Genomic DNA, 25,281 nt, shown 5'->3' on the forward strand with positions numbered 1-25,281 from the left:
CATGGCAACCGCCCTAAAGCCCCAAACTTTGCTGTTGGGGCAACAAGCGCTCCTTGTGCGGTGCCAGCAAGGCTTCGGGCAAGGCGATCAGACGCGGCCCTTCGGTGTAGAGCACAGAAGCCTCCACCACCCGCCCGGGATAGGCCGCCTCCAGCGCCAGTGCATAGGCGGCCATCTGGCGCAGGATGCTGACGGAAATGTCGTCTGCCTGCTGCGGAGCGCGGCGCGCGGTCTTGAAATCGATCAGACGGATGCGGTCTTTTTCCACCAGCAACCGGTCAATCGTGCCGGCCACCACCTGCCCACCCACCGTGGCGGCAATCGGCACTTCGGCCAAGGCATCAGGCCCAAACAGATCTGCCCATGCAGGGTCCGCCAGCACGTTGAGCGCAGCCTGCACGATTTCTTCACGCGCCTCTTCGCCCAGATCCGCCGCCTGTCGCGCCAGCCATTTCTCAGCCGCAGCCGCGCGGGCATCTTCGGCCACAGGGGGCAAGCGCTCCAACAAGGCGTGGATCAACACGCCGCGCCGCGCCGCCATAGCCCGCGTGGCGCTGCTGGCGCTGGGCGGCTGCGCGCCAGCCTCCTCGCCAAGGCTGGAGGGCGCCAAGGGCCGCGGAGGCCGCGCTTCCTCCGGTGGAGAGCGCAACAGCCAACCGGGCTTGCCTGCGTTGAGGTCAAGCTCCACAGCCTGCGCCGCCCATTGCCCTCCCTCGGCCAGAGAACCAAAGGTCGCAGTGGCACCCCAGATCGGGTCCTCCACCCAAGCCTCGTCGCCAAACATTTCTGCCAGACGCGCAAACCAGCTGCCCGCTGCAGGCTGTTTTTCCTTGGCGCCCAAGGCCCCGCCGATGAACAGCGCCTCCTCCGCCCGCGTCATCGCCACATAGAGCAAGCGCCAATGCTCCTCGGCCTCGGCCTTCGCCGCCAAAGCCTCGGCCTGCGCAATCGGCCCCTGCTTTTCATCCTTTTTCAGGCCGGGCAGCGGGATGATGCGCGGCTCGTCTCCCGCCATCACCATCGGATCGGGGACGGCCAAAGGCGTTCCCATACCCTTGGCCGGATCGCCCGTGGCATCGGCCAGAATAACAATCGGCGCCTGCAAACCCTTGGAACCATGCACGGTCATCACCCGCACCAACCCCGCCGACTTGCCCGCCTCGCGCTTCAACTCGCCATCGCCCGCGTCAAACCAAGCCAGAAAGCCGACAAGGCTGGGCGTGGAGGTGGTAGCATAGGCATAGGCGGCATTGACCAATTCATCGAGCGGGTCATTGGCCTCGCGCCCTAGACGTGCCACCAGAGCCTTGCGCGCCGCCCAAGGCCCCACCAGCAACCAGTGCAACAGGTCAGGCACCGGATCAAAGTCGGCCCGCCCCAACAAGTCCTGCAATTGCACCACGACCGCTGCCGCCTCGCCCGTGGCATGGCGGCGCAAATGGTCCCACAGCTTGGTCTTGCCCTGACGATAGCCATGGGCCAGCAATTGCTCCTGACTCCAGCCAAAGATGGGCGAAACGAGCAGCGCGGCAAGGTTGAGATCATCCAGCGGCTGCGCGGCAAAGCGCAAGGCCGCCACCACATCGCGCACCGCCAAAGGCGCACCCAGACGCAGACGATCCACCCCCGCCACCGGCACCCCCGCCGCATGCAACCGCGCCACGATCAAGCCCGCCAGCTCGCGCCTTTTGCGCACCAGCACCATCACATCATCGGGCGTGGCACGGCGCGGGGGATCGCCCGCCTTGATGCCTTTCACCAGCGGAAAGCCGTGGTCGATCCATGCCTTCACCTGCCGCGCGATGCGGTCGGCCATCTCGCGCTCGGGCTTGGACAGCCAGTTCTGCGCCTCCTCGGCCTCCTCCTCGTCAGCGGCCTCCTCCTTGCCGCCCACAGCCCGCCACAGCACCACCGCACCGGGCCTCACCTCACCCACATGGGGTTCGGGCAAGGCGCCAAGGCCGAAAGCCTCTGGGCCTATATGGGCAATGGCACGGTCCACAAAGTCCAGCACCGTCGCGCCGGTGCGGAAGGAACGCTCCAGCCCCAGTTCCAGCAAGCGTGGCGCCTCGCCCCCGCCGCGATAGCTGGCGGCATTGTCCGCCGCCCCGCCCATCCGGCTGCGCACCCTTTGCCGCGCTTTTTCAAAGTTTTCCGGACTGGTGCCCTGAAACCCGAAAATGGCCTGTTTGTAATCGCCCACCACAAACAGGGTTCTTACCGCATCTTCCGCCGCGCCTTCACCGGCGAAAAATTCCTCGGTCAGCGCCTCGATAATCTGCCATTGCGAGGCATTGGTATCCTGCGCCTCGTCCACCAGAATATGGTCGAAACGGCGGTCCAGCTTATAGCGAATCCAATCCGCCATGTCCGATCGGGCCAGCAGGCGGGCGGCATGGGCGATCTGGTCATCAAAATCGATCAGGCCCTCGCGCGCCTTGGCCTCGTCCCACGCCAAGGCAAAAGCGCGGCCCAGTTCCAGCGCAGGTGCCAACCATTCGGCCAATCGCACCAAGGCCTGCCTTGCGCGGACAGCGGCGATTTTCTCGCCCACGCGGAAGCAATATTCGCCATAACCCGGCGCAATCGCATCCAGATTTTTGAGGTAGGTCGGCTCGCCCTTGGTGCCGAAAATCGCCCCGTAAAGCTTACCCAGTTCTGCAAGTCTCTGCTCTGCCGAAGCCGCTAGCCAATCGCTGATCGGATTGGCCTTCTTCTCCGCCGTAGGGGTCAGATTACCCTTCTTATCAGTCCATTGCTTGACCACATCCAGCACATAATGCACCGAACGGACATCAAACGCATCGTCCTCACACAGCGCCACCACCTGCGCCATGCTGGCATCAGACGGCAGCCCCAGACATTGCTTTACCCGTGGCAGCAAGGGCGGCACCCAGCTTCCCGTGCCAAACCACAGGCTGCGCGCACCGGCGCAGCGCATCAGCCAGCGCTCGACATCCTCCGGTCCCATCCGCAGGCTGAGCGATTCCAGCGCCCGCAACATGCCGTAATCACCCCGCGCCTCGGCATCCAGCAACAGGTCGGCCAGCACTTGGCGGCTTAACAGCGCCTTTTCCTGCTCCTCCATCGGGCGGGCACCGGCATGCAGCCCCGCCTCTTGCGGGAAAGCGGCCAGCAGCCATTGGGAAAAGGCATGGATCGTATCAATGCGCAAACCACCACCGGGGCAATCGAGCACGGCGGCAAACAGGGTGCGCGCGCGGGCTTGCACCTCTGGCGTGATATCCGCGCCAATCGCCTGCAATTCCTGCGCCAGCCTTACCGGATCAGCACGCACCCAACGCGCCAGCGTGGCGTTGATACGCTCGGCCATTTCGGTGGCCCCCGCCTTGGTAAAGGTCAGGCAGAGGATCTGTTCGGGCCGTACCTGCGGTTCCAGCAACAGCCGCAATACGCGCGCGGAGAGCACCTGCGTCTTGCCCGTGCCCGCGCTGGCCGATAGCCAGACTGTCTGGTCCGGCAACACCGCCCGCGCCTGATCACCAAACAGGGGGTGGAGTTTGGCAGGCCCGCTCATGCGTTTTCATCCTCGGCTTCGGGGGCTTCCTCGCCACCCAGCCAACCGATCCATTCGTCCAGACGCATCAATTGGTCATAATCATTATAGCCCTTGATATCGGGCCGCAGCAGGGCGGTAAAAGGTTCACTACCCAACAGATATTTCGCAATCGCCTCGCACAGGAAATCCTGCGTCTTTTCCAGAAATTCATCGCGCGGGATGCCCGATTTCTTGCGCCCTTCCAGCACTGGCTCCTGCGAAAAGCCGAAAGTGCCTTCCTTCGATCGCGCCAAGGACCAATATTCGAAATGGCGCGGATCGCCCGCTACATCGTCGAACCCTCCGCTCTGCGCGATCATGCCGATCAGGCCCAATTGCAGCGCAAAACCCTCCTGCACCATTTTGCCCGAAGGTGGGGTTCCGGTCTTGTAATCCACCACCGCAAGGCTGTCATCGGGCATCATGTCAATCCGGTCGGCGCGGCCATGGATGCGGATGCCGTCAATATGCATGTCGCCACGCACTTCGGTGGCCAGAACCTTGCGCCCTTCCGCGCGCTGCTTGACGATTTCCGCCTCCACCCATTCCAGCGCGGCCAGCAGACGCGGACGCCACAGGCTGCGCGCCAGAGGATGCGCGCTCATTTTGTCCAGCACCTGATGCGCGGTGGGGATCAATTGCCCCTGCCTGGCTCCTGCCTTGTGCCAAATGTCCAAAATCTCATGTACCGCCGTGCCGCGCCATGCTGCGCTGGGCGGGCCGTCCAGCAGGTCCAGCTTGCGCAGGCCCAGAATGGCTTGGGCATAGAATTGGTAAGGGTCGGCGCGGAGCCGGTCGAGGGCGGTAACCGGAATGTCCACCAGACGCTGCTGGGCATCGGGCATGGGCTGCGGGCGCGGATGGGGCGGCACGGCATTGGCCACATCAATATCACGCGCCAGCACCAAAGCCGTCTCTTCGCGATGCTTGCGTGCCAATTCCTCGCCCAGCATGGCCTGCACGCGCAGAACGAAGCGGCTGGGGATCACCGGCGAGCCTTCATCCCGCCTTGCCCAACTGAGCACCACTTCGGGCGCGCCAAGGCATCCGGCAAGGTCATGCGCGGCAAGGCCGATGCGGAATTCCGCCCCCGGCACTCCCAGATGGCGCAATACCGCAGGGGGCAGCAAGGGATCGGGCGAAGGGCTGCCGGGCCAATTGCCCTCGGTTAGCCCGCCGCAGATCACCAGATCGCTGCGGGTCATACGTGCTTCCAGCAGGCCATAGATCGCCACGCGGGGATGGCCGCCCCATGGCGGACGCACCGCCACACCATCCATCGCCAGACGCAAGGCCGCGGCCAGATCGCGGCGGGGCAACACCGTGCCCTCGGCCAAGGCGCCCAGACGCAGATCATCGACAAAACCGGCCAGCGAACGGCCCGCCGCCTCGTTCCACAGATCCTCGCCGCACAAAGCCTCGCCCGCCGCGATGATCGCATCCAGCAGATCGGCCAGCGGCGCATCCTCGGGCAGGGCCAGCAAGGGGCCGACAATAGTCTCTACCTCCGCCCACCATGCGGAAAATTGGGCGGGGCCGCTCTTGCCCTCGATACGGGCGATCAGCGCGCGGATCGGCTCCATGCCAGCAGCGGGGCGCGGCCCGCGCAGGGCCAGATCCAGCCTGCGCAATTGCTCCAGCCATGCACGGCGCGGTTCGCCACGGCGCACCAGAGGATGGCCCAGCAACGCCACCAAAGGCACCGGCGGCGCCCCTTCGCCCGCCACTTCGGCCAGCAGCAATAACAATCGCCCCGGCGCAGTTTGCGGCAAAGCACGGCCCGCCGTATCATCAGCCTGAATGCCCCAGCGCTGCAAATGCGCCACCACGCGGGCGGCGAGGCCTCGATTGGGCGTGACCAAAGCCACGCGCCTTTCAGGCTGTTCCAATGCCTCGCGGATCAGGATGGCTATCGCCTGCGCCTCATGGCCGGGATGCTCGCTTTCCATCAGCCGCACGGCCGACATGCGACGCTGCCTTTCGGGCAGATCCACCCAGCGGGCCGAGGCGCGCGGGGGCAGAAACAGGTTGGAAATGGCGCGGCTGCGTTCCGGCGGCGCGGCGCTGGGGCCGGCGCGATGCCATGGTGCCACTTCGCCCCGCGCCACGCTCATGCGGTTGAGCAGCAGCTTCAAATGATATTGCGGGTGGGTGGGCGCGTCCTCCCGTCCGAAAGGCGCTCCGCCCGCCGCATCGGCCACACCGGCGCGGCCAAGCTCGTCCCACACCTCGTCATCCAGCGTGAGATCGAGATCGGGCAGCACCACCGCCCCTTGCGGCATTTCCGAAACCACGCGCAGCAGGCGGGCCAGCGAGGGCGAGGCGCTGGTGACGCCTGCCGCCACAATCGGGAAAGGCGGCGGATTGTCGCGCCAGATCGCGGCGGCATGGTCAAACAGACCATTGCGCCGCACCGGCGGGTCCACCTCGCCGCGAACCTCCAGTTCGGCGCGCCAATGGGTCTGGATTTTCAGGAAAGCCAGTGTCGATTGCCGCCAATGCTCGGCCTGATCGCCCACCAAGGCCACCACCGGATCGGCCAGCAGATGATCGGGCGCAATGCCCTCCACCGCCAGTCGGTCAATCGTCGCGGCCACTTCGGCGGCGCGGCGCAAACGGGCCGCCCCCTTGGGAGCCGCCTCCCCCTCGACCATGCCGATAATCTCGGCCAGACGCAGCCAGCGGCGGGTTTTATCCACCGCAGGGGGCAGATGTTCGGCCGCGCCCACCGGATCGAGCAGGCTGCCCAAGGCCTCGTCCAGATCGAGATCGCCCACCACCACCATGCGCGGCAGCAGCATGCCCTTATGCGCGGCATCGGTGCCCGCACGCACGAAGGCTTCGGTGATGGTCCGCGCCGCACGCTGGCTGGGCAAGAGCAGCGTCAGCCGCGCCAGCCCCAGATCAGGGTCGCTATAACGCGGGACCAACCCCGCCACCAAAGCATCGGCAAAGCCATGGTGGGCCGGAATGGAGTAAACCTTGGGCTGACGGGCCTTTTGCGGGGTTGGTATGCTCACACGCGGTTCAACAATTCCTCGGTGGGGGCAATGGATTGCGGGGTGCCCACCTCAAACCATTCACCAGTATGCACGATGCCGAACAGACGCCCTTCCTCCAGCGCGCGGTTCCACAGGATGTTGGTGGAAAAGCCGCCTTCGGGCGCATCGCGCAACAGGCGCTGGGACACCAATTGGATGCCGGTGTAAATATAGGGTGCCATGCGGCCCGCCTTGCGGCGGCTGACGCGGCCCAACGGGTCCAGTTGGAAATCGCCCATGCCGCGATAGAGCGGCGCGGCGCTATGGCGCACCATCAACAGCAGCGCATCCATCGCATCGGGGTTCCACGCGGCGGACAATTCGGCAAAGGCGTTGCGCGGGCCATCCAGCCAGACATTATCGCTGTTCACCGCGAAAAAGGGATCGGGCAACAGGCCCGCCTGATGCGCCTTGACCATGCCGCCGCCGGTTTCCAGCAAGACGCCGCGTTCATCCGAAATGGTAACAACGGGCGCCAAACGCTTGGCAACATGGGCCTCGATATGGTCGGCCAGATAATGCACATTGACCACGGCCCTTGCCACGCCCGCCTCGGCCAGACGGTCCAGCGCATGGTCGATCAAGGGCTTGCCCGCGACCGGCACCATCGGCTTGGGACGGGTGGCGGTCAAAGGGCGCATACGCTTGCCAAGACCTGCGGCCAGCACCATGGCGGTGTCGGATGCCAGCTTGCTCATGCGGATAGGCTCCCGCCCTTGGCCGCGCGGATGGCGGCGGGGATATTGGCTTCAAACCAGCGCGCAACCGGCGCCAAAGCGGGGTGGCGCAAATCGCGCTCCATCTGCGCCCAGACGCGGGGGATCAGATCAAGATAGCGCGCCTTGCCATCGCGGCGGGCGAGGCGGACGAAAATGCCCACGATCTTGGCATTACGCTGCGCGCCCAGCAGGGCGTAATCGGCAAGGAAGGCCTCACGCTCGAAACCGGTGGCCGCAAGGTAATAGTCCAGCATCGCCGATTCCAGCTGCGCCGAAACATCGCGGCGCGCATCCTGCAAAAGGCTGACCAGATCATAGGCCGGATGGCCGACCAAAGCGTCCTGAAAATCCAGCAAGCCCTGATCTTTCAGCCCGTCAGACAGCAGCATGATATTTTCGGCATGGTAATCGCGCAAAACGGTGACGCCTGCATCTTGCCTTGCGATCATCGGGGCCAAGGCCTCGCGCCATGCAGCAAGATAGCCCTCCGCATCCACCGAAAGACCAGCAGCGGGGGCATACCATTCGGTGAGCAGCGCGGCTTCACGCAGATAGACCGTCTCGTCATAAGGCGCCCACGGACCTGCGGGCAAACGCGTCAGTGCCACCAGCGCATCGAGCGCGCCTTCATATACCGCCGACTCATCCTGCGGGTTGGCGTCCAGATGGTCGCGCATCCGGCAATCGCCGAAATCCTCCAACAGCACCCAGCCCTGTTCGGCCTGCTGCGCCAAAATGGCGGGCGCACGTAGACCGGCATCAGCCAACCATTGGCCCACGGCAAGGAAAGGCGCCGGGTCCTCATGCGGCGGCGGAGCATGCATCAGCATCGCCGTTGCGCCATCCCCCTGCCGCAAGCGGAAATAGCGGCGGAAGGAAGCGTCGCCCGCCAAGGGCTCCACCACCGCCCCGCCCCAACCGGCGGACTGGACAAATTCGGCAAGGCCTTGCGGCAGATTCGGCTGATGAGCGTTTACAGACATGGCAACCGCCCTAGCCAATCTTCCCCTGCTTCGACAATGGCCCTGCGACCATCTTCCATAAATTCCAGCGTGATGGACAGGCAACCCGCCTCATGCGCAAAGCCGCCCGCATGAGTCGGCCATTCGGCCAACAGAACCCCGCCCGCGCGATAATCTTCCAGCCCCAGTTCCTCCGCCTCGGCAGGATGGGACAGGCGGTAGAAATCGGCGTGAACCAAGGGCAGAGGCAGAGCGTCATAGACCTCGATAATGGCAAAGCTGGGCGAAGGCACCTCGCCCTCATGCCCCATGGCGCGGATGATGGCGCGGGCCAGCGTGGTCTTGCCCGCGCCCAAACCGCCTTCCAGCGCCACCACATCACCCGCCCGCAGGTTCTGCGCGATCTGCGCGCCCCATGCCTCCATCGCCGCCAGATCGGGCAACAGCAATTCCTGCCTCACGCTCATTTCAACTCCACGATTGCCGCCGTGCCCTCACCCGGTTCGGACAGTAGCTCCAGCGAGCCGCCATGCGCCTCGATCAATTGCCGCGCCAAGGGCAGGCCCAGCCCCTGTCGCCGTTCCAGCGCGGTGCCATCGTCCGACACCTTCGCCCCATCCAGCGCGCGGGCCAAAGTGGCCGCATCCATGCCCGGACCATTGTCCGACACCACCAGCCTGATCCGCTCGCCATTATCCTCTTTCATGCGCGATACGGCCACCAGAATGCGCCCGCCCGCAGGGGTGGCCGAAATGGCATTGTCCAGCAAATGGCCAAAGGCGCGGGCCAAGCGGCGCGAATCCCCCCAGATGCGGCCGACAGACTTGCTGCTGCCGCGCAGGTCCAGATCAAGCTGGCCCTGATCTACCTTCGCCGCCCGCTCCTCCACCAGACGGCGGATCATGGCGAAAAGGTCAATATCCTCTCGCGCCAAAGGCAAAAGCCCCGCTTCGGATTGGGAAAGGTCCAGCACATTCTCGATCTGGTCCGACAGACGCTCCACCGAGGACAGGATAGCGCGGACATAATCGCGCCCGTCCTCGCTCAATTCCCCGCCCAGCCCTTCGGCCAGCAATTCGGCAAAACCGCCAATGCTGGTGAGCGGCGTCCGGAATTCATAGCTCATATTGGCAAGGAAGCGCGTCTTGAGCTGATCCGCCTCCACCAGAGCGGCATTGCGTTCGCGCAAGGCATCCTCGGCCTTTTGCGATCCGGTGATGTCCAGAATGGTTAGCAACCCATTGCCATCGGGCAGCGGCACGCCCACAAATTCCAGCGTTCGCCCATCTGCCATGGCCACACGCGCGCCGGTCTGGCGACGTTCCAGCGTGGCGGCGCGCACCACTTCGCCCAAGGATTTGGCCTGCGCAGGCTTGGTCAGGCTGGGGGCGATTTTCACCAACAGGTCGTTGATACGCGGATGTTCGTCCAGCGCTTCAGGCTCCAGCCCCCAGACGGTGGCGAACAGGCGGTTCCACAATTGCATCCGCCCGTCGGGCGCGAAGACGCCCACCGCCTCGAACAGGCTGTCGAATGTGGCGGTGCGGGTGCGCAGCAAAGTATCGCGCATGGCGGCAATGCGCAAAGTCTCGCTGCGGTCCTCCACCACCAGCAACATGCCGCCATCGGGCAAAGGCTGGGTCACTACGCGCAAATGGGTGCCATCGGACAAAGGCCAAGCCTCTTCCTGCGCGGCCGCCGAGGCAAACCAGCCCACGCGCTCCTTGCGCCACGCCCGATAGTCGCGCATTTCCGGCACGCGGCCACGCTCACGGGCAGCATCCAGCAGGCGTTCAAACGAGGGCGCATCGGCCAGATCGGCAGGGCGCAGCGAGAACAAAGCCTGCAAGGTCTGGTTGGCAAAGGTCAGGCGGCGGCGGGAGTCAAATTGCGCCACGCCAGAGGAGAGCAGATCGAGCATCGAGCGCTGCGCCTCGCGGAAGGCACGGAAGTTGCGCGACAGTTCCTCCATCTCCTCCACGTCGATCGCATAGCCCGCCACGCCTTCGGTGCCCAAAGGCAGGTCGGACACGCGAAGCGCGCGGCGCTGGCCATTGATGGTGGCGGCGACCATACGCTCGATCGGGCGGCGCTCCAGCATGGCTTGAGCGGCCACCTGCACTGGCGAGAGGCCATCGACCCGTTCGATCAGTTCCACACCTTCGCCCACCACCTGTTCGGCACTTTGCCCCGCCACCGCGCGGACATAGGCGGAATTGACCAGACGCAGCGTGCCCTTGGGCTCGCGGAACCACATGGGGATGGGCGCAGCCTCGATCAGGCCCACCAAAGCGGCAAAGTCGCCCTTGGCGCGTAAGGCCTCTGCGCGGGCGCTGGCCAGTTGATGTTCGGAATCGCTGGCGTCAAACACCCAGACCTGCGCCGAACCGGCGGGCGCCACTTGCGGATCGGCCAGGCATCCGCGCAAAGCCAGACTGCGCCGCGAACCGCGCGGCGCCAGTGACAGGCGGAAAGGGCGGCCCGTGCGCTGGGTGGTCAACACCGCCTCGCCCAAGGCCTCCAATTGTTCGGATGACAGGCCCAAACCGGCCTGCGCCCCGCTACCTTCCAATTCGTTGAGATAGGTCGGCAGATTTTCAAAACCCAGCCAGGAGGCCAGACGCGGCGAGCCTTCAAGCCGACCATCGCTGCGCACGATCAGCAGTTGCGCGGGGCTTTCCTCGATCATGCGGGCCATTTTTTCGGCCGTCAGCTGCGACTGGCGCGCGGATTGCTGGCTGTTGCGAGCAAAGCTCAAGGCCCGCAAACCTGCCAGCGCCCAAGCCGCCAGCATCAGGCCCAGCATCACCATGGCAAGAGGGGTCAATATCATAGGGCACCAGCTAAGCATCACCGCCGCGCTTGGCAATAGATGCAACGGCTTTGGCCCCAGTTACGCCGGCCTGACGGACAGAGTTGGGTCCGGCTTGGTGGGAATGCGCGGAATTACCCGCGCAACAGCCCCAAAAGCGAACGCCCCGCGAAGGATCTCTCCTGCGCGAGGCGTTGGCATTTACGCTTCAGATCAAGCGATCAATAGCGGTAGTGATCCGCCTTGAACGGGCCAGCCTGCGGCACGCCGATGTAATCAGCCTGCTTCTGGCTCAACTGGGTCAGCTTTACGCCCAGCTTTTCCAGATGCAGCGCGGCTACCTTTTCGTCCAGATGCTTGGGCAGCACGTAAACTTCGTTCTTATATTGCGAAGTCTTGGTGAACAGCTCGATCTGGGCCAAAGTCTGGTTGGTGAAGGAGGCCGACATCACAAAGCTGGGGTGGCCAGTGGCGCAGCCAAGGTTCACCAGACGGCCCTTGGCCAGCACGATGATCTGCTTGCCATCAGGGAAAGTGACCAGATCGGTGCCGGGCTTCACTTCGGTCCAGGTGTAGTTCGACAGGGCCGAAATCTGGATTTCGCTGTCAAAGTGGCCAATGTTGCAAACAATGCTCATCGGCTTCATGGCGGCCATATGCTCGGCGGTGATGACGTCTTCATTGCCGGTGCAGGTCACGAAAATGTCGGCGCGCTTGACCGCATCTTCCATGGTGACGACTTCATAGCCTTCCATCGCGGCCTGCAGCGCGCAGATGGGGTCGATTTCGGTCACCATCACGCGGGCGCCGCCATTGCGCAGCGAAGCGGCCGAACCCTTACCCACGTCACCGAAACCGGCAACGCATGCGACCTTGCCGGCCAGCATCACGTCGGTGGCGCGACGGATGGCGTCGACCAAAGATTCCTTGCAACCATAGAGGTTGTCGAACTTCGACTTGGTGACGCTGTCATTCACATTGATCGCGGGGAAAGGCAGCTTGCCGTCCTTGGCGATGTGATAGAGGCGATGCACGCCTGTGGTGGTTTCTTCCGAAACGCCGCGGATGTTCTTCACGCTTTCGGTCAGATAACCGGGCTTGCGCTTCAGGAAAGCGTTGAGCGCGCGGACGAACTCGATTTCCTCGGCATTGCTGGGTTCAAACAGCTTTTCGCCCGCTTCCACGCGCGCGCCCCACAGGGCGAACATGGTGGCATCGCCGCCATCGTCGAGGATCATATTGGCGGTTTCATCGCCCCAATCGAAGATCGAGCCCACATAGTCCCAATAATCGGCCAGAGATTCGCCCTTGATGGCGAAAACGGGAATGCCCTGCGCGGCGATGGCGGCAGCGGCATGGTCCTGCGTCGAATAGATGTTGCAGGTTGCCCAACGCACCTGCGCGCCCAGCGCCACCAGCGTTTCGATCAGCACGGCGGTCTGGATCGTCATATGCAGCGAACCGGTGATGCGCGCGCCCTTCAAGGGCTGCGCAGCGCCATATTCGGCGCGCAGAGCCATCAGGCCGGGCATTTCGGTTTCGGCAATGGCAATTTCCGCACGGCCAAAGTCGGCAAGGCCGATGTCGGCGATCACATAATCCTGGCTGCTCACCTTGGTGTCTCCTACCGTATATCTGGTTTGCAGCCACGCCTTAACGCAGCCGCCATGTGCCGCCCTTTAGCCGAGCGCATGAGCGCACGCAATGCATATAAAGCTTCCTTTATATGGTTGCCCACATCCTCCGCATTCCTCCCGATGAGGGGCCGCACGCAAGCGAAAATTGAAAGGTAAAAAGCACAAGCGCGGTTGCGGCCGCACTTTGGCTCCCTATATTCCAAGACTGAGCCGGCGGCCCCCGATCCGCACGGCCGATGCAAGGAGAATGACATGACGATCGCCGTTGGTGAAACCCTGCCCGATGTGAAGCTGGTAAAGTCCACCGCAGCCGAGCGCGAGCCGGTGCAAACTGCCGAATATTTCAAGGGCAAGACGGTCGCCCTCTTCTCCGTGCCCGGCGCCTTCACCCCCACTTGCTCGGCCAAGCACCTGCCCGGCTTCGTGGAAAAGGCAGCTGAATTGAAGGCTGCCGGCGTGGACGAAATCATCTGCACCGCCGTCAACGATCCCTTCGTGATGGGCGTTTGGGGTGCGGAAAAGGGCAGCGAAGACATCACCTTCCTGGCCGATGGCAATGGCGACTTTGCCAAGGCGCTGGGCCTGACCATGGACGGCACCGGCTTTGGCCTCGGCCTGCGCGGCCAGCGCTTCGCTCTGGTGGCCAAGGACGGCGTGGTGGACAAGCTCTTCGTCGAAGCCCCGGGTGAATTCAAGGTTTCGGCCGCTGAATATGTGCTGGAAAACCTGTAATCCAGCCTGATACCTAATCAAGCAGCCCCGATAAGCCGATGCGCTTGTCGGGGCTTTTATGTGCGCTCAGGCCACATCGCTCCAACGCGGGTCCGCCCCGATCTGGCGCAAGCGATTGTCCTCCATCCGCGCCAGCAAGGGATTGCGATCCCATGGCGCCAACCGCTGTGCCAAAGCCGCAGCATAGGGCGCCGCCTTGTCATAAATCACCCCCAGCCCGAAGATGGCGGGCACATGGGCATAGGCCAGCGATAGGTCCATCTCCCGACTGTCGCGCAGGAAATCCTCCACCGCGCTCAACACGCCATTGCGCGGCCCACCTTCCTGCACCGCATAGGCAGCCTGATCCCCGCCCCAAAGGCAAAGTTCATCGGGCACCGCAGGCAGATGGCGGCCCGCAGCGTGGCGGGCATGGGACGGAATCCGGTCAGGCTGACCATAGAAATCGCGCCGCCCCCATGGCCAACCCACGTCATGCACAAAGGCCAGAACAGGACGCCCATCACGGTCAGCCAGACTGCTGACCATCCGCAATTCATTGGAAACCGTGTGGTAATTGTGGTCGCCATCCAATATCCATGCGTCCACATCATTCTGCAACCCCACCGCGTCCAGACTATGGGCCGCGACCGATATCACCTGTGGCTGCAACATTTGCCAGTGCAGGAATTCTGCGTCCGGTGCCGGATCGATCACGGTCAAACGCCCGTCGTATTGTTCCAGATAGGGGACGATCTGCCGCGCGATTCCGCCCGGTGCCTGCGTCACCTCCACCACTTCCCGCGCCCGCGCCATAGCCAGACAATCCACGATCAGACTGGCATATTCGGCAACAGAATGCAGGAACGCTTCGGACATCGGGACCAACCTCGCGGCGCGGAATGCAGCCCCCATGCGCAGAGGCCATCCGCAATGCAGATAAAGTCAAATCGTCAACCATCCCCAGCCAAAGCTTAAGTGACGAAACCTAAGCAGGGAACCGGCCAATTATTTGCTCAACATGCCATTTATAGTCCAAAGTTTTTCACCCCTTCAAGCCCCACGCCACACCAAATATGCGCCATTATGGTTAACATGCGCAGGGTCAATATAGCGGCAAGGCAATCGGCACGTCCCCGCTGGTCAAAGCATTGTTCCCGAAAGATTTGGACGTTCCGCCGCTCTGCAAATCCAAACCCTTTACACTGCCCAGCATCGAATTGTCGGACAGGAATACGTCATTGCCGCTACCGACAATACGCACGCCCGATTCCGGATTGCCCAAAACCAGACTGCGGAACATTTTCAGATGCGCCTTGCCCGCAGCGCCCGTGATCCACACGCCCACCGTGTTGTTGAAAAGCGCGCAATCATACATGGTCAACCGACTCTGCGTCGAAACGTCCAGATAGACCCCTGCGGCTACCCCGCTGCTGGCCGCGCAATCCTTTACCGTGACGCCCTTCATCAACACGTCATAGGCCTGCGTGATGGTCACTCCTGTGGCATAGGCGACCCCGCGCGCGGCCGCCTTGCATTGGATGAACAGATTATCGAGGACCACACGGTCCGTTGTTCCCGCCGCAATCGTCAACCTCGCCGTGATGGTGGGCGTGCCATATTCGCCACGAATGGTCAGCGACCGGTCAATCGTGGCCGCGCCATAATAGCCGCTGCCCGATACGATCACCGTTCCGCCAGCCATGGTCTGGGTAATGGCATAAGCCAAAGTGGCGCAGGGCGAGATCGCCTGACAGGAGCCGGAATCAAACCCCTCCTCCGCCACCCAGGTCTGATCGATCAAGGCCCATGCCGGACTGGGCGCGGACAAAGCCGCCGCCGCCAGCCCCACCGATAATCCGCGCCAATGCATATCCCTGCCCTCTGCAACAAAAAAAACCGCGCCAGTTTACGGCGCGGGCCCTTCAGCGTCGAACCCGAGTGGGTTCATTTTGACAGGGTAAAACTACGGAAACCGCAGGAATTATAGGACATATCAGGCCACAAAGCCCAAGATCAGTAGCCCATCAGGCTCAGCACTTCCTTGCGGCTGCGCGGATCGGACAGAAAGGTGCCATAGAGGCGACTGGTCACCATGCCCACGCCCGGCGTGCGCACACCGCGTCCCGTCATGCAACCATGCTGGGCCTCGATCACCACCGCCACGCCATGCGGGTTCAGATTGTCCCAGATGCACTGCGCCACTTGGGCGGTCAGGCGCTCCTGAATCTGCAAACGGCGGGCATAGGCGTGCAGCACGCGGGCCAATTTCGAAATGCCCACCACGCTGTGACGCGGCAGATAGGCAATCGACGCCTTGCCGGTGATGGGAGCCATATGATGTTCGCAATGGCTCTGGAACGGGATGTCTTTCAACAGAACGATCTCGTTATAGCCGCCCACTTCCTCGAACTGGCGGGCCAGATGCTGGGCAGGGTCCTCGTCATAGCCCTGACAATATTCCTTCCACGCGCGCGCCACGCGGGCGGGCGTGTCCAGCAGGCCTTCGCGCTCTGGATCATCGCCCGACCAGCGGATCAGCGTGCGGATCGCCTCCTGCACATCCTGCGGCACGGGAAGCTTGCCCTTGGGCGCCTCGTCGTGATCATGCGCGCTGGCGTGAATATGGCCGTGGTCAGCGGTAAAACTCATCTTGCATATCTCCGCTTGGCGGGGCGTTACGGGGTCTATCCCCTCTCGCGGCATCGCCAGCACTGTTGTGCAGGACCCAAGGCCCTGTCTGCACGCGCTTTTGGCCCATCTGTCGCGCAAAGCAAGTGTAATTGCCCGATCAGGCATGCTGCACCAGCGGGCAAAACTTTCAGGAATGGGAAAAATCGGTCTTGTGGTGCACCCGGAGCGATTCGAACGCCCGGCCCTCAGATTCGTAGTCTGATGCTCTATCCAGCTGAGCTACGGGTGCTTGGGAGACGCGCCTTTAGAAGCGCTCCTCCGGCTTGACAAGGGGAATTTTCAAAATTCTTTCAAAACCCTTATTTTCCGGCCTTTTCCGCGCGCGATCATTCTATCTCCGCCACGCCACTAGGGCTCGCGCCAAAGGATAATCGAGCGGCGGCATGGCCAGAGCAGCCAAATCCTCCACCCCATACCATGCCATATTCTGCCCTTCCTGCGGTTGCGGCGTGCCCTGCCAATGCCGCGCGGCAAAGAGCAGAATCACCACCGAACGCCGCCCTTTGGCCAGCACCGGCTCTGCCGCAAAGCCCACGGCATCCAAGGCGCAAGGGGCCAGCCCTACCCCCAACTCCTCGGCCAGTTCACGCGCGGCGGCCTGCTGCGGGCTTTCGCCCGCCTCGACCTTGCCGCCGGGGAACTCCCATAAACCGCCATGCTGCTTGCCCAAAGGGCGCTGCTGCATCAGCACCCGCCCCTGTTCATCCAGCAAGGCCACTGCCACCACCGGCAACATCATTTGCGCTGCACCATCTGCCATGCGGGCCACTCCTTCTGCCCTCCTCCCCTTGACCATCGCGCCATCGCTGGCAAGCTTGACCGGTATCAAGGACCACCCTTGCCGCAATTGCGAAAAGCAGCACGTCAGGCGTCAATCTCCCCCTCCCCCTTCAGGCGCCGGTTCAGGAGCGATCCCGCGATGAACGATCCAGCACTTACCGAACAACCCATGATCGAGAACCGAACCTTCGACGAAATCCGCTTGGGCGACAGCGCCAGCCTGTCCCACACCCTGTCCGAACAGGATATTCAGGTCTTCGCCGCCGTGTCGGGCGACATCAACCCCGCGCATATGGACCCCGATTATGCAGCGGGCAGCCGGTTTCACCATATTATCGCGCATGGCATGTGGGGCGGCGGGCTGATCTCGGCGGTGCTGGGCACGCGACTGCCCGGTCCCGGCACCATCTATCTGGGCCAAAGCCTGCGTTTCCTGCATCCGGTGGTGCCCGGCGACACGGTGCAGGCCACGGTCACCGTGGCGGAAAAGCGCGCCGAGCATGAGATCGTGCTGCTCGACTGCGCCTGCACCAACCAGCGCGGCGAGATCGTGATCGAGGGCCGCGCCGAGGTGAAAGCGCCCAAGGAAAAGATCCGCCGCCCCCGCGTCGATATGCCTGATGTCTCCGTGATGGCGCATGACGGTTATCGCCATGTGATGGAGCATGCCAAGCAAGGCGCCCCCCTGCCCACCGCCGTTGCCCATCCCTGTACGCCCGCCACGCTGACCGCCGCGCTGGAAGCAGCCGAGGCGGGATTGATCCTGCCCATTCTGGTCGGCCCGCCCGCCCGCATTCAGGCGGCCGCCATTGAGGCGGGACTGGACATCTCCCCCTATCGTCTGGTGGCCAGCGCACACAGCCATGATTCGGCCGCGCAAGCGGTCGCTCTGGTGCGCGCAGGTGAGGCTTGCCTGCTGATGAAAGGCTCGCTCCACACCGATGAATTGATGGGCGCGGTGGTGGCCCATAATGGCGGCCTGCGCACACAAAGGCGGATCAGCCACGCCTATGTGATGGATGTGCCGCGCCACCCTTCGCCTTTGATCATCACCGATGCCGCCATCAACATCACCCCCAGCCTTGCCGAGAAGGCCGATATTATCCGCAATGCCATCGGCCTGGCGCAGGTGCTGGGGATGGCCGAACCCAAGGTGGCCATTCTGGCGGCGGTGGAGGTGGTCAATCCCGAGATGCCCTCCACGCTGGACGCTGCCGCCCTGTGCAAAATGGCGCAGCGCGGGCAGATCACCGGAGGGTTGCTGGACGGACCTTTGGCGCTGGATAATGCGATCAGCATAGCGGCGGCGGCGGAAAAGGGGATCGTGTCCCCCGTGGCCGGTCAGGCCGATATTCTGGTCGTACCCGATCTGGAAGCAGGCAATATGCTGGCCAAACAATTGACCTTTCTGGGCGGGGCCGATGCGGCGGGGATCGTGCTGGGCGCGCAAGTACCGATCATCCTGACCAGCAGGGCCGATAGTCTGCGCACGAGGCTGGCCTCCTGCGCGGTGGCGGTGTTGATGGCGCGGGCGAAAGTTAGTGCACAATGACCGCGATTGCCGCGCTCAACTCTGGCTCCTCCAGCATCAAATTCGCGCTTTACACGCTGGACGAGGCACAGGAACCGCAACTCTCCGCGCGGGGCAAGCTGGAGCGGATCGGGGAAGCCCCCGCCCTGCGCGTGGTCGATGGCCAAGGCGCGCCCTTGATGGCGCAGGAATGGCCCGATGGCGCAGGGCTAACCCATGCCGATTTGCTGAGCCAATTGTTTGAATGGGCGCAAAGCCATCTCGACCAGCGGCAACTCATCGGCATCGGCCATCGCGTGGTGCATGGCGGCGGGCGCTTTATCGAGCCATGCCTTGTGGACGCGCCGGTGCTGGCGGCGCTGGATGAACTCTGCCCCTTGGCGCCTCTGCACCAACCACATAATCTGGCCGCCATCCATGCGATTGCCGATATCGCGCCCCATTTGCCGCAGGTTGCCTGTTTCGACACCGGCTTTCACCATACGCTGCCCGCCGTTGCCACCCGCTTTGCCCTGCCCCGCGCATGGCATGATAAAGGGCTGCGGCGTTACGGGTTCCACGGCCTGTCCTATGCCTATATCGCGCGACAATTGGCGATGGTGGACCCCGCCTTGGCGCAGGGCCGCGTCATCGTGGCGCATCTGGGCAGCGGGGCCAGCCTTTGCGCCATGCAAGGCGGGCAAAGCGTCGATACCAGCATGGGCTTTACCGCGCTGGACGGGCTGATGATGGGGACGCGCTGTGGCAGTCTGGACCCCGGCGTGGTGCTGCATTTGCAGCAACAGGAAGGCCTGTCCGCCGCCGCGGTCGAGCATATGTTCTATCACGACAGTGGACTGCTGGGCGTATCGGGCATTGCCTCGGACATGCGGACGCTGGAGGCCAGCGCAGCGCCCGAAGCCGCTGAAGCCATTGACCTGTTCTGCTGGCGCGTGGTGCGGGAGATCGGCGCTTTGGTGGCCAGCTTGGGCGGGCTGGACGGCATCGTCTTCACCGCTGGCATTGGCGAGAACAGCGCCGCCACCCGCGCCCGCATCACCGCGCGTCTGGGCTGGCTGGGGGCGAAGCTGAACGATAGCGCGAACCAGACCCACGCCCCGATCATCAGCGCGCCCGACAGCGCGCTAAGCCTGCGCGTCATCCCCACCGATGAGGAAAAGATGATCGCGCTGGAAACGCTCTCCGTTTTGAAAGGCCAACATCCATGACCCCTCTGGTCGATCTGCGCGGCAAGCGCGGGCTGATTATCGGCATCGCCAATGAACATTCCATCGCCACCGGATGTGCCCGCGCCTTTGCGCAATGCGGCGCGCGACTGGCGGGTAGCTATTTGAACGAGAAGGCCAAGCCCTTTGTCGAGCCGGTGGCCGAGCAATTGGGTCTGGAATGGATCGCCCCCTGCGATGTGCGGCAGGAGGGCCAGCTTGAAGCCCTGTTCGCCCAAGCGCGGAACAACTGGGGCGGGCTGGATTTCGTCCTGCACTCCATCGCCTTTGCCCCGCGAGAGGATTTGCATGGCCGCGTGGTCGATTGTTCGGCCCAAGGTTTTGGCGAGGCAATGGATGTGTCCTGCCACAGCTTTCTGCGCATGGCCCGTCTGGCCGAACCCTTGATGACGGATGGCGGCTGCCTGCTCTGCGTGACCTTTTATGGTTCCGAAAGGGTGGTGGAACATTACAATCTAATGGGGCCGGTCAAGGCCGCTCTGGAAAGCGCCACGCGCTATATTGCCGCCGAACTGGGCCCCAAGGGCATCCGCGCCCATGCCATTTCCCCCGGCCCGATCGCCACCCGCGCTGCCAGCGGGATCGACAGGTTTGATGAAATGCTGGAACGCGCCGCCGCGCAAGTGCCACAACACCATCTGGTCGATATTGCCGATGTAGGTGCCTTGGCCGCCTTTCTGGCCAGCGATGCGGCAAGGCGGATTACCGGCACGATCATTCCTGTCGATGGCGGGCAACATTTGCTGGCTTGAACGGAACAACCTACGTCAGTTTACCGATAGGTCAGGCTGCAGTGCCTTGACCAGACCCGCGCCATAATACCATCCGAAAGGACAGGATTTTGCGCGGGCTTTTGATAGGGCGGAAAGGAAAGGTTGCGCTGGCAAAGCCGCGCCTTGCCCTGTTGCGCGCCTTGCTGGCCAGCAAAAGCGGGGCAACGCTGGTCGAATTTGCGCTGGTAGCACCGGCCTTTTTCGCGCTGATCGTCGCCATTTTCCAGACCGCCTTCCTGTTTCTGGCAGAACAGGGCCTGCAAACCAGCGCCGATGCCGCCGCCCGCCTGCTGCTGACCGGCCAAACCACCACCAATGCCTATACTGCCGCCCAGTTCAAGACCGCCGCCTGTACGACTCTGCCACCCTTCCTCTCCTGTTCCCGCCTCTATATCGACGTTTCCACCGCCAGCAGTTTTTCCGCCGCCACTCTGGGCGCGCCAACCATCACCTATGACAGCAGCGGCAATGTCACCAACAGCTTCAACTACACCACGGGCAGTTCGGGCCAGATCATCGTTCTGCGCATGATCTACCTCTGGCCAACGCTCACGGGCCCGCTGGGCTTCTCGCTGGTCACCACTGGCAAAAATCAACATCTCGTACTGGCCACCGCGGTGATCAAGGCGGAGCGCTATTGATGCACCCGCACCGGTTATGGCCAGATTTGGTGAAGGACCGGCAAGGGCTGGCCCTCGTCGAATTTGCCATTGTCGCGCCCCTGTTCATCCTGATGTTCCTGTCGGGCTATGTGCTGTTCGATGCCCTGTCCGCCAACCGCAAAGTTACTGCCGTTGCCCGCACTGTCGCCGACCTAACCACCCGCTATAGCTCTGTAACCAGCAGCGACCTCACCACCATCATGGCCGCCTCGACGCAAATCCTGTGGCCCTATTCCAATACGCAAGCCACCGTGCGGGTCAGCGAGATATTGGTTGCCTCAAGCACCAGCGCCACGGTCGTATGGAGCCAGGCCCAGAACACCACCGCGCGTAACGTAGGCAGCACGGTCACTATCCCCAGCGGCCTTGCCTCGACCGGCACCTATCTGGTGCTGGGCGAGGCAGGCTATGCCTATGTCGCGCCCATTTCCTATCGCGGCTTTCGCACCATGTCGCTGAACCAGAGCATTTACATGGTGCCACGCAAGTCCGGATCCATACCGCTGTCCTGATGACTGCCTATTGGGAAAGTCGGACCAAATAAGCCCATTCCTGAACAATCATTCAGACGAATCACACTGCCTTGGCGCTGCGCCTTGATTCGCATCAATGCATGTGAGGTAACCGTATTTCTGCGGATTTTTTGGCAATATTCCCGTCACAATTGGAAATAATCACCAAATCGGATATATGCGCAAACGGTTGCATAATCCATTCGATCAAATTGTTATTTTTCTTTCGGATTTTTTTGACAGACCAGATCAAATCCGACTAGAGATTACATCCGTAATGACGGGAAACCGAAGCTTTCCGGCTATACCGAATGAAGCTTGCTTCGCTACGGTTTTGCCGAGAGCGAAGGGCGTTGCGGCTTGACCGAATGAGGGTTCGCTCTCGCTACGGTCCATGCCGAGCGCCCTTTTTACATTTCCGGCTTCAAAAACCGGTCGTATCTTTATTCATGCCGGATGGACAAACAGATCCGCTGGCGCAATAGGTGGCGCCATGGTCAAACAACGCCACCGCATTACCTCCTACGATGTGGCCGAAGCCGCCGGTGTCAGCCAGTCCACCGTCTCCCGCGCCTTGAGCGGGGACCCGATTGTGGCCGAGGCAACGCGCAACCGCATTCTCGACATCGCCCGCTCGCTCAATTACCACATTGACGCTGCAGCTTCGCGCACGCGCAGCGGGCGGATCGAGACGATTGCCGTGGTGATGGTCTGCCCCGAGCATGAGGATGTGCGGGTGCTCAACCCGTTCCACTATGGCTTGCTGGCCGCCATTTGTTCGGCCGCATCGCAACGCGGGCTGGAAACCATCGTGTCGTTCCAGGGTGCGCGCGACCGGTTGAAAGACAGCTATGAACAGGGCCGCCGCGCGATGGGCATCATCGTGATCGGCACCAGCGAGAATCACACCGCCTGGAATTTCTTCCGCAATTCGGCGCAAAACGGCACGCATATCGTGTGCTGGGGCGCGCCTTATGATGATCTGGACTGGGTGCGGGCCGACAATCATGCGGGCGCGGCGCTGGCGGTGGAGCATCTTCTGGCGCAGGGTTACAAATCCATCGCCTATGTGGGCGACAACAATTGCCCCCAGCGCCAGTTTGCCGAACGCTATGCTGGCTATGTCACGGCAATGGAGCAAGCAGGCAAAACGCCGCGCCTGATCGAAGTGGCCCCCGGCCTGTCGCGTCACGAACAGGGCCGCCGAGCGGCGCAGGCGCTGCTGGCCAGCGGGCAGGCTTTCAACGCCATATTTGCCGCCTGCGACGATCTCGCCTTGGGCGCGATGGCCGTGCTGGAGGAACGCGGCCTGTCCGTGCCGGGCGATGTGGGCGTGGTCGGCTTTGACGGAGTGCGCTCCGGCGCGATTGCGGTGACACCACTCTCCACCATCGAGCCGGACTTTGCCGCAGCAGGCGAAGTGCTGGTCGAACGCATGTTGGCCAGCGTGGCAGGCGAGGTAGCCCCGCGCCGCCGCGTTCCCGTGTCACTGGTGGTGCGTGAAAGCAGCGCAGCGGCGGCCCCGCAAAAGGCCACCGCTGCCTGAATTCAGGCTCCCATCGCCGGATCAGTCACCGCCGCCCAAGCGCCATCGACACGCCCCGCCAAGCGGCGCTGCCATCCATTGGCGCCGGTGATCTGCAAGTCATACCAACCATGCGTCGGCGCCAAGGGCCAGCTTTGCACGCCTCCAGAAACAGGCGCGTCCCAAGCCTTATGCTGCGCAGCATAGGCAGCAGGGTCCACCTTCACCGCCCCGCCTGACACCCGCACCTGCACCGCGCCATCGGCCACCAGCCATTGCACCATAGGCTCTGCCCCCGCATGACCGGCAAAGGCGCGGTGGAAGCCCGCTGGCCCCAGCACGAACAGATCATAGGCCCCATCATGCAGCGCCCAATCGGCGTTGATGCTCTGCCCCGCCTCCACCGTATAGCGGCGCGGCACGCGGTCCAGCGCCAGCTTGTCGTAAACATGGAAAACGCCCGCCAGCCCTTCGCCAGCGGCAAAAGTCAGGCGTAGCTGGCCCTCGACCAAGCCCCCCTGCACTTCCAGACGATAGCGAGCAGGGCATGCCGGTTTCACACCCCCCGCCTGCACCGGATAGGGCTGCTCCATGGGCGCGCTGGCATCGGGCTGTTTGGCAATGGCCTGTGCCCTGGCGCGGCGGGCGGGGGCATCGGCGGCGGCGATTTTCAGAGGCGCAGGGATCGCAGGTTTGACCGCGGGCGCTGCAAAATCAAAAGCGGTGGTCAGATCGCTGCACACCGCCCGCCGCCAAGGACTGATGTTCGGCTCCTTCACGCCAAAGCGCGCCTCCATCAGGCGGATCACCGAAGTATGGTCGGCCACTTCGGAATGCACCTTGCCCCCGCGCGACCATGGCGAAAGCACATACATTGGCACACGCGGCCCCAGCCCATAGGGCCGCCCGCGCAATTCCCGCGCATCCCCCGCCTCCATGCCCGGTGCGCGCAGGCGGTGGTATTCGCCCTCGGTGGACACGGTGCTGGCCCCTGCATAACCGCCCAAGCCATCGGCGTCGGGCGAAGGCGGGGCTGGCGGCGGGACATGGTCAAAGAAGCCGTCATTCTCGTCAAAATTGACCAGCAGCACCGTGCGCGCCCAGACGGCAGGATTGGCAGTCAAAGCCTCGATCACCTGCGCCGTATAGGCCGCCCCTTGCGCGGGGCTGGATGGGCCGGGATGTTCGGAACTCTCCGCCGTGCCGACGATCCAGCTGATTTGCGGCAAGGTTCCCGCCACCACATCGGCCCGCAATCCATCCAGCGCGCGGGTGGATAGGCCCTTTTGCGCCAGAACCTTGTTGGCCCCAGCATCCCCGCGATAGGCGGCGCGATATTGCAGGAAATTGGCCAGCGGATTGTCGCCAAAATTATCCGCCATATCCTGATAAATGCCCCAGCTAACCCCTGCCTCCTCCAAACGCTCCGGATAGGTTTTCCAGAAGAAGCGCGGTTTGGAGGCCGCGTCAGGCTTGGCCAGATCATCGTCGGGATTGTTCAAGGCCGGTCCGCCCCCTCGCCCGAATGGATCATTGGTGCCGGTCCAGTGAAACAGGCGATTGGTGTTGGTGCCGGTCTGCATCGAACAGTGATAGGCATCGCACAGGGTAAACGCCTCGGCCATCGCCCATTGGAAGGGGATATCCTCGCGCTGGTAATAGGCCATGGCGCGCTGGGTCTTGGCCTCGGGCCAATGGGCCATGCGGCCATGGTCCCATGCGGCCTGCGCATCGGCCCATTGATGGGGCGTGCCAATCATGCGCATCAGGGCGAAATCTTCCTGCGTGCGAAGCGGGAATGGCCGCAGGCTGCGCGGCGGTTGCGCGGTGGCGTCGCGCTGGTCCCACACTATGCGCGGGCGACCATCGGGGCCTGCGGGCAAGGGAATAGGGAAGCGATCACCAAAGCCGCGCACACCGGCCATCGTGCCGAAATAATGGTCGAACCCTCGGTTCTCCTGCATCAGCACCACGATATGCGCCACATCGCCCAGAGTGCCGGTGCGCCGGTCCGGCCCGATGGCAGCCGCCCGCGCCAAGGCCGAAGACAGGCTGGCGGGCAGGCTGGCCATGGCCGCCCCCTGCAAGGACTGGCGCAACAAGGAGCGGCGGTCGATCATGGGTCAAGATCCTGTGC

Annotated in this window: 19 protein-coding genes and 1 tRNA gene; 7 read left to right on the top strand and 13 right to left on the bottom strand. The window is 63.2% G+C overall.

What is annotated here, in order from left to right; genetic code table 11:
- Positions 1–13 precede the first annotated feature (13 nt).
- The 7 genes from addA to ahcY all read right to left on the bottom strand — a co-directional run bounded on the left by addA (position 14) and on the right by ahcY (position 12,706).
- Entirely contained in the window at positions 14–3,538 is a 3,525-nt protein-coding gene (gene addA / locus EOE18_RS11720; protein WP_127709706.1) for a double-strand break repair helicase AddA, read from the bottom strand.
- Positions 3,535–6,579, bottom strand: a complete 3,045-nt coding sequence (addB, locus tag EOE18_RS11725) for a double-strand break repair protein AddB (protein WP_246027412.1) — start codon at positions 6,577–6,579, stop codon at positions 3,535–3,537. Before addB ends, addA begins: the two co-directional genes overlap by 4 nt.
- Positions 6,576–7,298, bottom strand: a complete 723-nt coding sequence (locus EOE18_RS11730) for a nucleotidyltransferase family protein (RefSeq protein WP_127709708.1) — start codon at positions 7,296–7,298, stop codon at positions 6,576–6,578. The genes addB and EOE18_RS11730 overlap by 4 nt, the downstream gene beginning before the upstream one ends.
- Positions 7,295–8,302 (bottom strand): aminoglycoside phosphotransferase family protein, encoded by a 1,008-nt coding sequence (locus EOE18_RS11735; RefSeq protein WP_127709710.1) that lies wholly within the window; start codon positions 8,300–8,302, stop codon positions 7,295–7,297. Before EOE18_RS11735 ends, EOE18_RS11730 begins: the two co-directional genes overlap by 4 nt.
- Positions 8,293–8,748, bottom strand: a complete 456-nt coding sequence (tsaE, locus tag EOE18_RS11740; RefSeq protein ID WP_127709712.1) for a tRNA (adenosine(37)-N6)-threonylcarbamoyltransferase complex ATPase subunit type 1 TsaE — start codon at positions 8,746–8,748, stop codon at positions 8,293–8,295. The genes EOE18_RS11735 and tsaE overlap by 10 nt, the downstream gene beginning before the upstream one ends.
- Positions 8,745–11,114, bottom strand: coding sequence for a sensor histidine kinase (locus EOE18_RS11745; RefSeq protein ID WP_127709714.1), 2,370 nt, complete (start codon positions 11,112–11,114; stop codon positions 8,745–8,747). Before EOE18_RS11745 ends, tsaE begins: the two co-directional genes overlap by 4 nt.
- A gap of 200 nt (positions 11,115–11,314) precedes the next feature.
- A complete protein-coding gene (gene ahcY, locus EOE18_RS11750) occupies positions 11,315–12,706 on the bottom strand; it encodes an adenosylhomocysteinase (RefSeq protein ID WP_127709716.1) in 1,392 nt (463 codons plus the stop codon).
- A 276-nt stretch (positions 12,707–12,982) separates the two neighbouring features.
- Here ahcY and EOE18_RS11755 point away from each other — a divergent pair, with 276 nt between their 5' ends.
- Entirely contained in the window at positions 12,983–13,462 is a 480-nt protein-coding gene (locus EOE18_RS11755; RefSeq protein ID WP_127709718.1) for a peroxiredoxin, read from the top strand.
- Positions 13,463–13,528: 66 nt separating this feature from the next.
- Here the strand turns inward: EOE18_RS11755 and EOE18_RS11760 are convergent, their stop codons facing one another.
- The 5 genes from EOE18_RS11760 to EOE18_RS11780 form a co-directional block, all read right to left on the bottom strand.
- The gene (locus EOE18_RS11760; RefSeq protein ID WP_127709720.1) at positions 13,529–14,320 is read right to left on the bottom strand and encodes a class I SAM-dependent methyltransferase; all 792 of its coding nucleotides are present in this window, start codon (positions 14,318–14,320) and stop codon (positions 13,529–13,531) included.
- 226 nt (positions 14,321–14,546) lie between these two features.
- A complete protein-coding gene (locus EOE18_RS11765; RefSeq protein ID WP_127709722.1) occupies positions 14,547–15,314 on the bottom strand; it encodes a right-handed parallel beta-helix repeat-containing protein in 768 nt (255 codons plus the stop codon).
- A 143-nt stretch (positions 15,315–15,457) separates the two neighbouring features.
- A complete protein-coding gene (gene folE, locus EOE18_RS11770; RefSeq protein WP_127709724.1) occupies positions 15,458–16,093 on the bottom strand; it encodes a GTP cyclohydrolase I FolE in 636 nt (211 codons plus the stop codon).
- Between the two features lie 194 nt (positions 16,094–16,287).
- Positions 16,288–16,364 (bottom strand) — tRNA-Arg (locus EOE18_RS11775).
- A gap of 102 nt (positions 16,365–16,466) precedes the next feature.
- Positions 16,467–16,895 carry a (deoxy)nucleoside triphosphate pyrophosphohydrolase gene (locus EOE18_RS11780; protein ID WP_127709726.1) on the bottom strand — a complete coding sequence of 143 codons (429 nt, stop codon included), beginning with the start codon at positions 16,893–16,895 and terminating at the stop codon, positions 16,467–16,469.
- A 159-nt stretch (positions 16,896–17,054) separates the two neighbouring features.
- Here EOE18_RS11780 and EOE18_RS11785 point away from each other — a divergent pair, with 159 nt between their 5' ends.
- The 6 genes from EOE18_RS11785 to EOE18_RS11810 all read left to right on the top strand — a co-directional run bounded on the left by EOE18_RS11785 (position 17,055) and on the right by EOE18_RS11810 (position 23,165).
- Positions 17,055–18,467: a bifunctional enoyl-CoA hydratase/phosphate acetyltransferase gene (locus tag EOE18_RS11785; protein WP_220446002.1), complete on the top strand. Its 1,413-nt coding sequence runs from the start codon at positions 17,055–17,057 to the stop codon at positions 18,465–18,467.
- The gene (locus EOE18_RS11790) at positions 18,464–19,654 is read left to right on the top strand and encodes an acetate/propionate family kinase (RefSeq protein WP_127709728.1); all 1,191 of its coding nucleotides are present in this window, start codon (positions 18,464–18,466) and stop codon (positions 19,652–19,654) included. Before EOE18_RS11785 ends, EOE18_RS11790 begins: the two co-directional genes overlap by 4 nt.
- Positions 19,651–20,424: an enoyl-ACP reductase FabI gene (gene fabI, locus EOE18_RS11795; protein ID WP_127709730.1), complete on the top strand. Its 774-nt coding sequence runs from the start codon at positions 19,651–19,653 to the stop codon at positions 20,422–20,424. The genes EOE18_RS11790 and fabI overlap by 4 nt, the downstream gene beginning before the upstream one ends.
- A gap of 89 nt (positions 20,425–20,513) precedes the next feature.
- Positions 20,514–21,086: a TadE/TadG family type IV pilus assembly protein gene (locus tag EOE18_RS11800; RefSeq protein WP_164852739.1), complete on the top strand. Its 573-nt coding sequence runs from the start codon at positions 20,514–20,516 to the stop codon at positions 21,084–21,086.
- Between the two features lie 29 nt (positions 21,087–21,115).
- Positions 21,116–21,619, top strand: a complete 504-nt coding sequence (locus EOE18_RS11805) for a TadE/TadG family type IV pilus assembly protein (protein WP_164852740.1) — start codon at positions 21,116–21,118, stop codon at positions 21,617–21,619.
- Positions 21,620–22,112: 493 nt separating this feature from the next.
- Complete coding sequence (locus EOE18_RS11810) at positions 22,113–23,165, top strand: LacI family DNA-binding transcriptional regulator (RefSeq protein WP_246027413.1); 1,053 nt, start codon at positions 22,113–22,115, stop codon at positions 23,163–23,165.
- Between the two features lie 2 nt (positions 23,166–23,167).
- Here EOE18_RS11810 and EOE18_RS11815 read toward each other — a convergent pair whose 3' ends face one another.
- Positions 23,168–25,264 (bottom strand): phosphocholine-specific phospholipase C, encoded by a 2,097-nt coding sequence (locus EOE18_RS11815; protein ID WP_127709736.1) that lies wholly within the window; start codon positions 25,262–25,264, stop codon positions 23,168–23,170.
- Positions 25,265–25,281 lie beyond the last annotated feature (17 nt).

This window comes from Novosphingobium umbonatum, assembly GCF_004005905.1.
GTDB lineage: Bacteria > Pseudomonadota > Alphaproteobacteria > Sphingomonadales > Sphingomonadaceae > Novosphingobium > Novosphingobium umbonatum.

Excerpts from the sequence above, each read along its gene's own strand:
- addA (WP_127709706.1), bottom strand. The coding sequence starts at position 3,538 with ATGAGCGGGCCTGCCAAACTCCACCCCCTGTTTGGTGATCAGGCGCGG.
- EOE18_RS11730 (WP_127709708.1), bottom strand. The coding sequence starts at position 7,298 with ATGAGCAAGCTGGCATCCGACACCGCCATGGTGCTGGCCGCAGGTCTT.
- EOE18_RS11735 (WP_127709710.1), bottom strand. The coding sequence starts at position 8,302 with ATGTCTGTAAACGCTCATCAGCCGAATCTGCCGCAAGGCCTTGCCGAA.
- tsaE (WP_127709712.1), bottom strand. The coding sequence starts at position 8,748 with ATGAGCGTGAGGCAGGAATTGCTGTTGCCCGATCTGGCGGCGATGGAG.
- EOE18_RS11745 (WP_127709714.1), bottom strand. The coding sequence starts at position 11,114 with ATGATATTGACCCCTCTTGCCATGGTGATGCTGGGCCTGATGCTGGCG.
- EOE18_RS11755 (WP_127709718.1), top strand. The coding sequence starts at position 12,983 with ATGACGATCGCCGTTGGTGAAACCCTGCCCGATGTGAAGCTGGTAAAG.
- EOE18_RS11760 (WP_127709720.1), bottom strand. The coding sequence starts at position 14,320 with ATGTCCGAAGCGTTCCTGCATTCTGTTGCCGAATATGCCAGTCTGATC.
- EOE18_RS11765 (WP_127709722.1), bottom strand. The coding sequence starts at position 15,314 with ATGCATTGGCGCGGATTATCGGTGGGGCTGGCGGCGGCGGCTTTGTCC.
- folE (WP_127709724.1), bottom strand. The coding sequence starts at position 16,093 with ATGAGTTTTACCGCTGACCACGGCCATATTCACGCCAGCGCGCATGAT.
- EOE18_RS11780 (WP_127709726.1), bottom strand. The coding sequence starts at position 16,895 with ATGGCAGATGGTGCAGCGCAAATGATGTTGCCGGTGGTGGCAGTGGCC.
- EOE18_RS11785 (WP_220446002.1), top strand. The coding sequence starts at position 17,055 with ATGAACGATCCAGCACTTACCGAACAACCCATGATCGAGAACCGAACC.
- EOE18_RS11790 (WP_127709728.1), top strand. The coding sequence starts at position 18,464 with ATGACCGCGATTGCCGCGCTCAACTCTGGCTCCTCCAGCATCAAATTC.
- fabI (WP_127709730.1), top strand. The coding sequence starts at position 19,651 with ATGACCCCTCTGGTCGATCTGCGCGGCAAGCGCGGGCTGATTATCGGC.
- EOE18_RS11810 (WP_246027413.1), top strand. The coding sequence starts at position 22,113 with ATGGTCAAACAACGCCACCGCATTACCTCCTACGATGTGGCCGAAGCC.
- EOE18_RS11815 (WP_127709736.1), bottom strand. The coding sequence starts at position 25,264 with ATGATCGACCGCCGCTCCTTGTTGCGCCAGTCCTTGCAGGGGGCGGCC.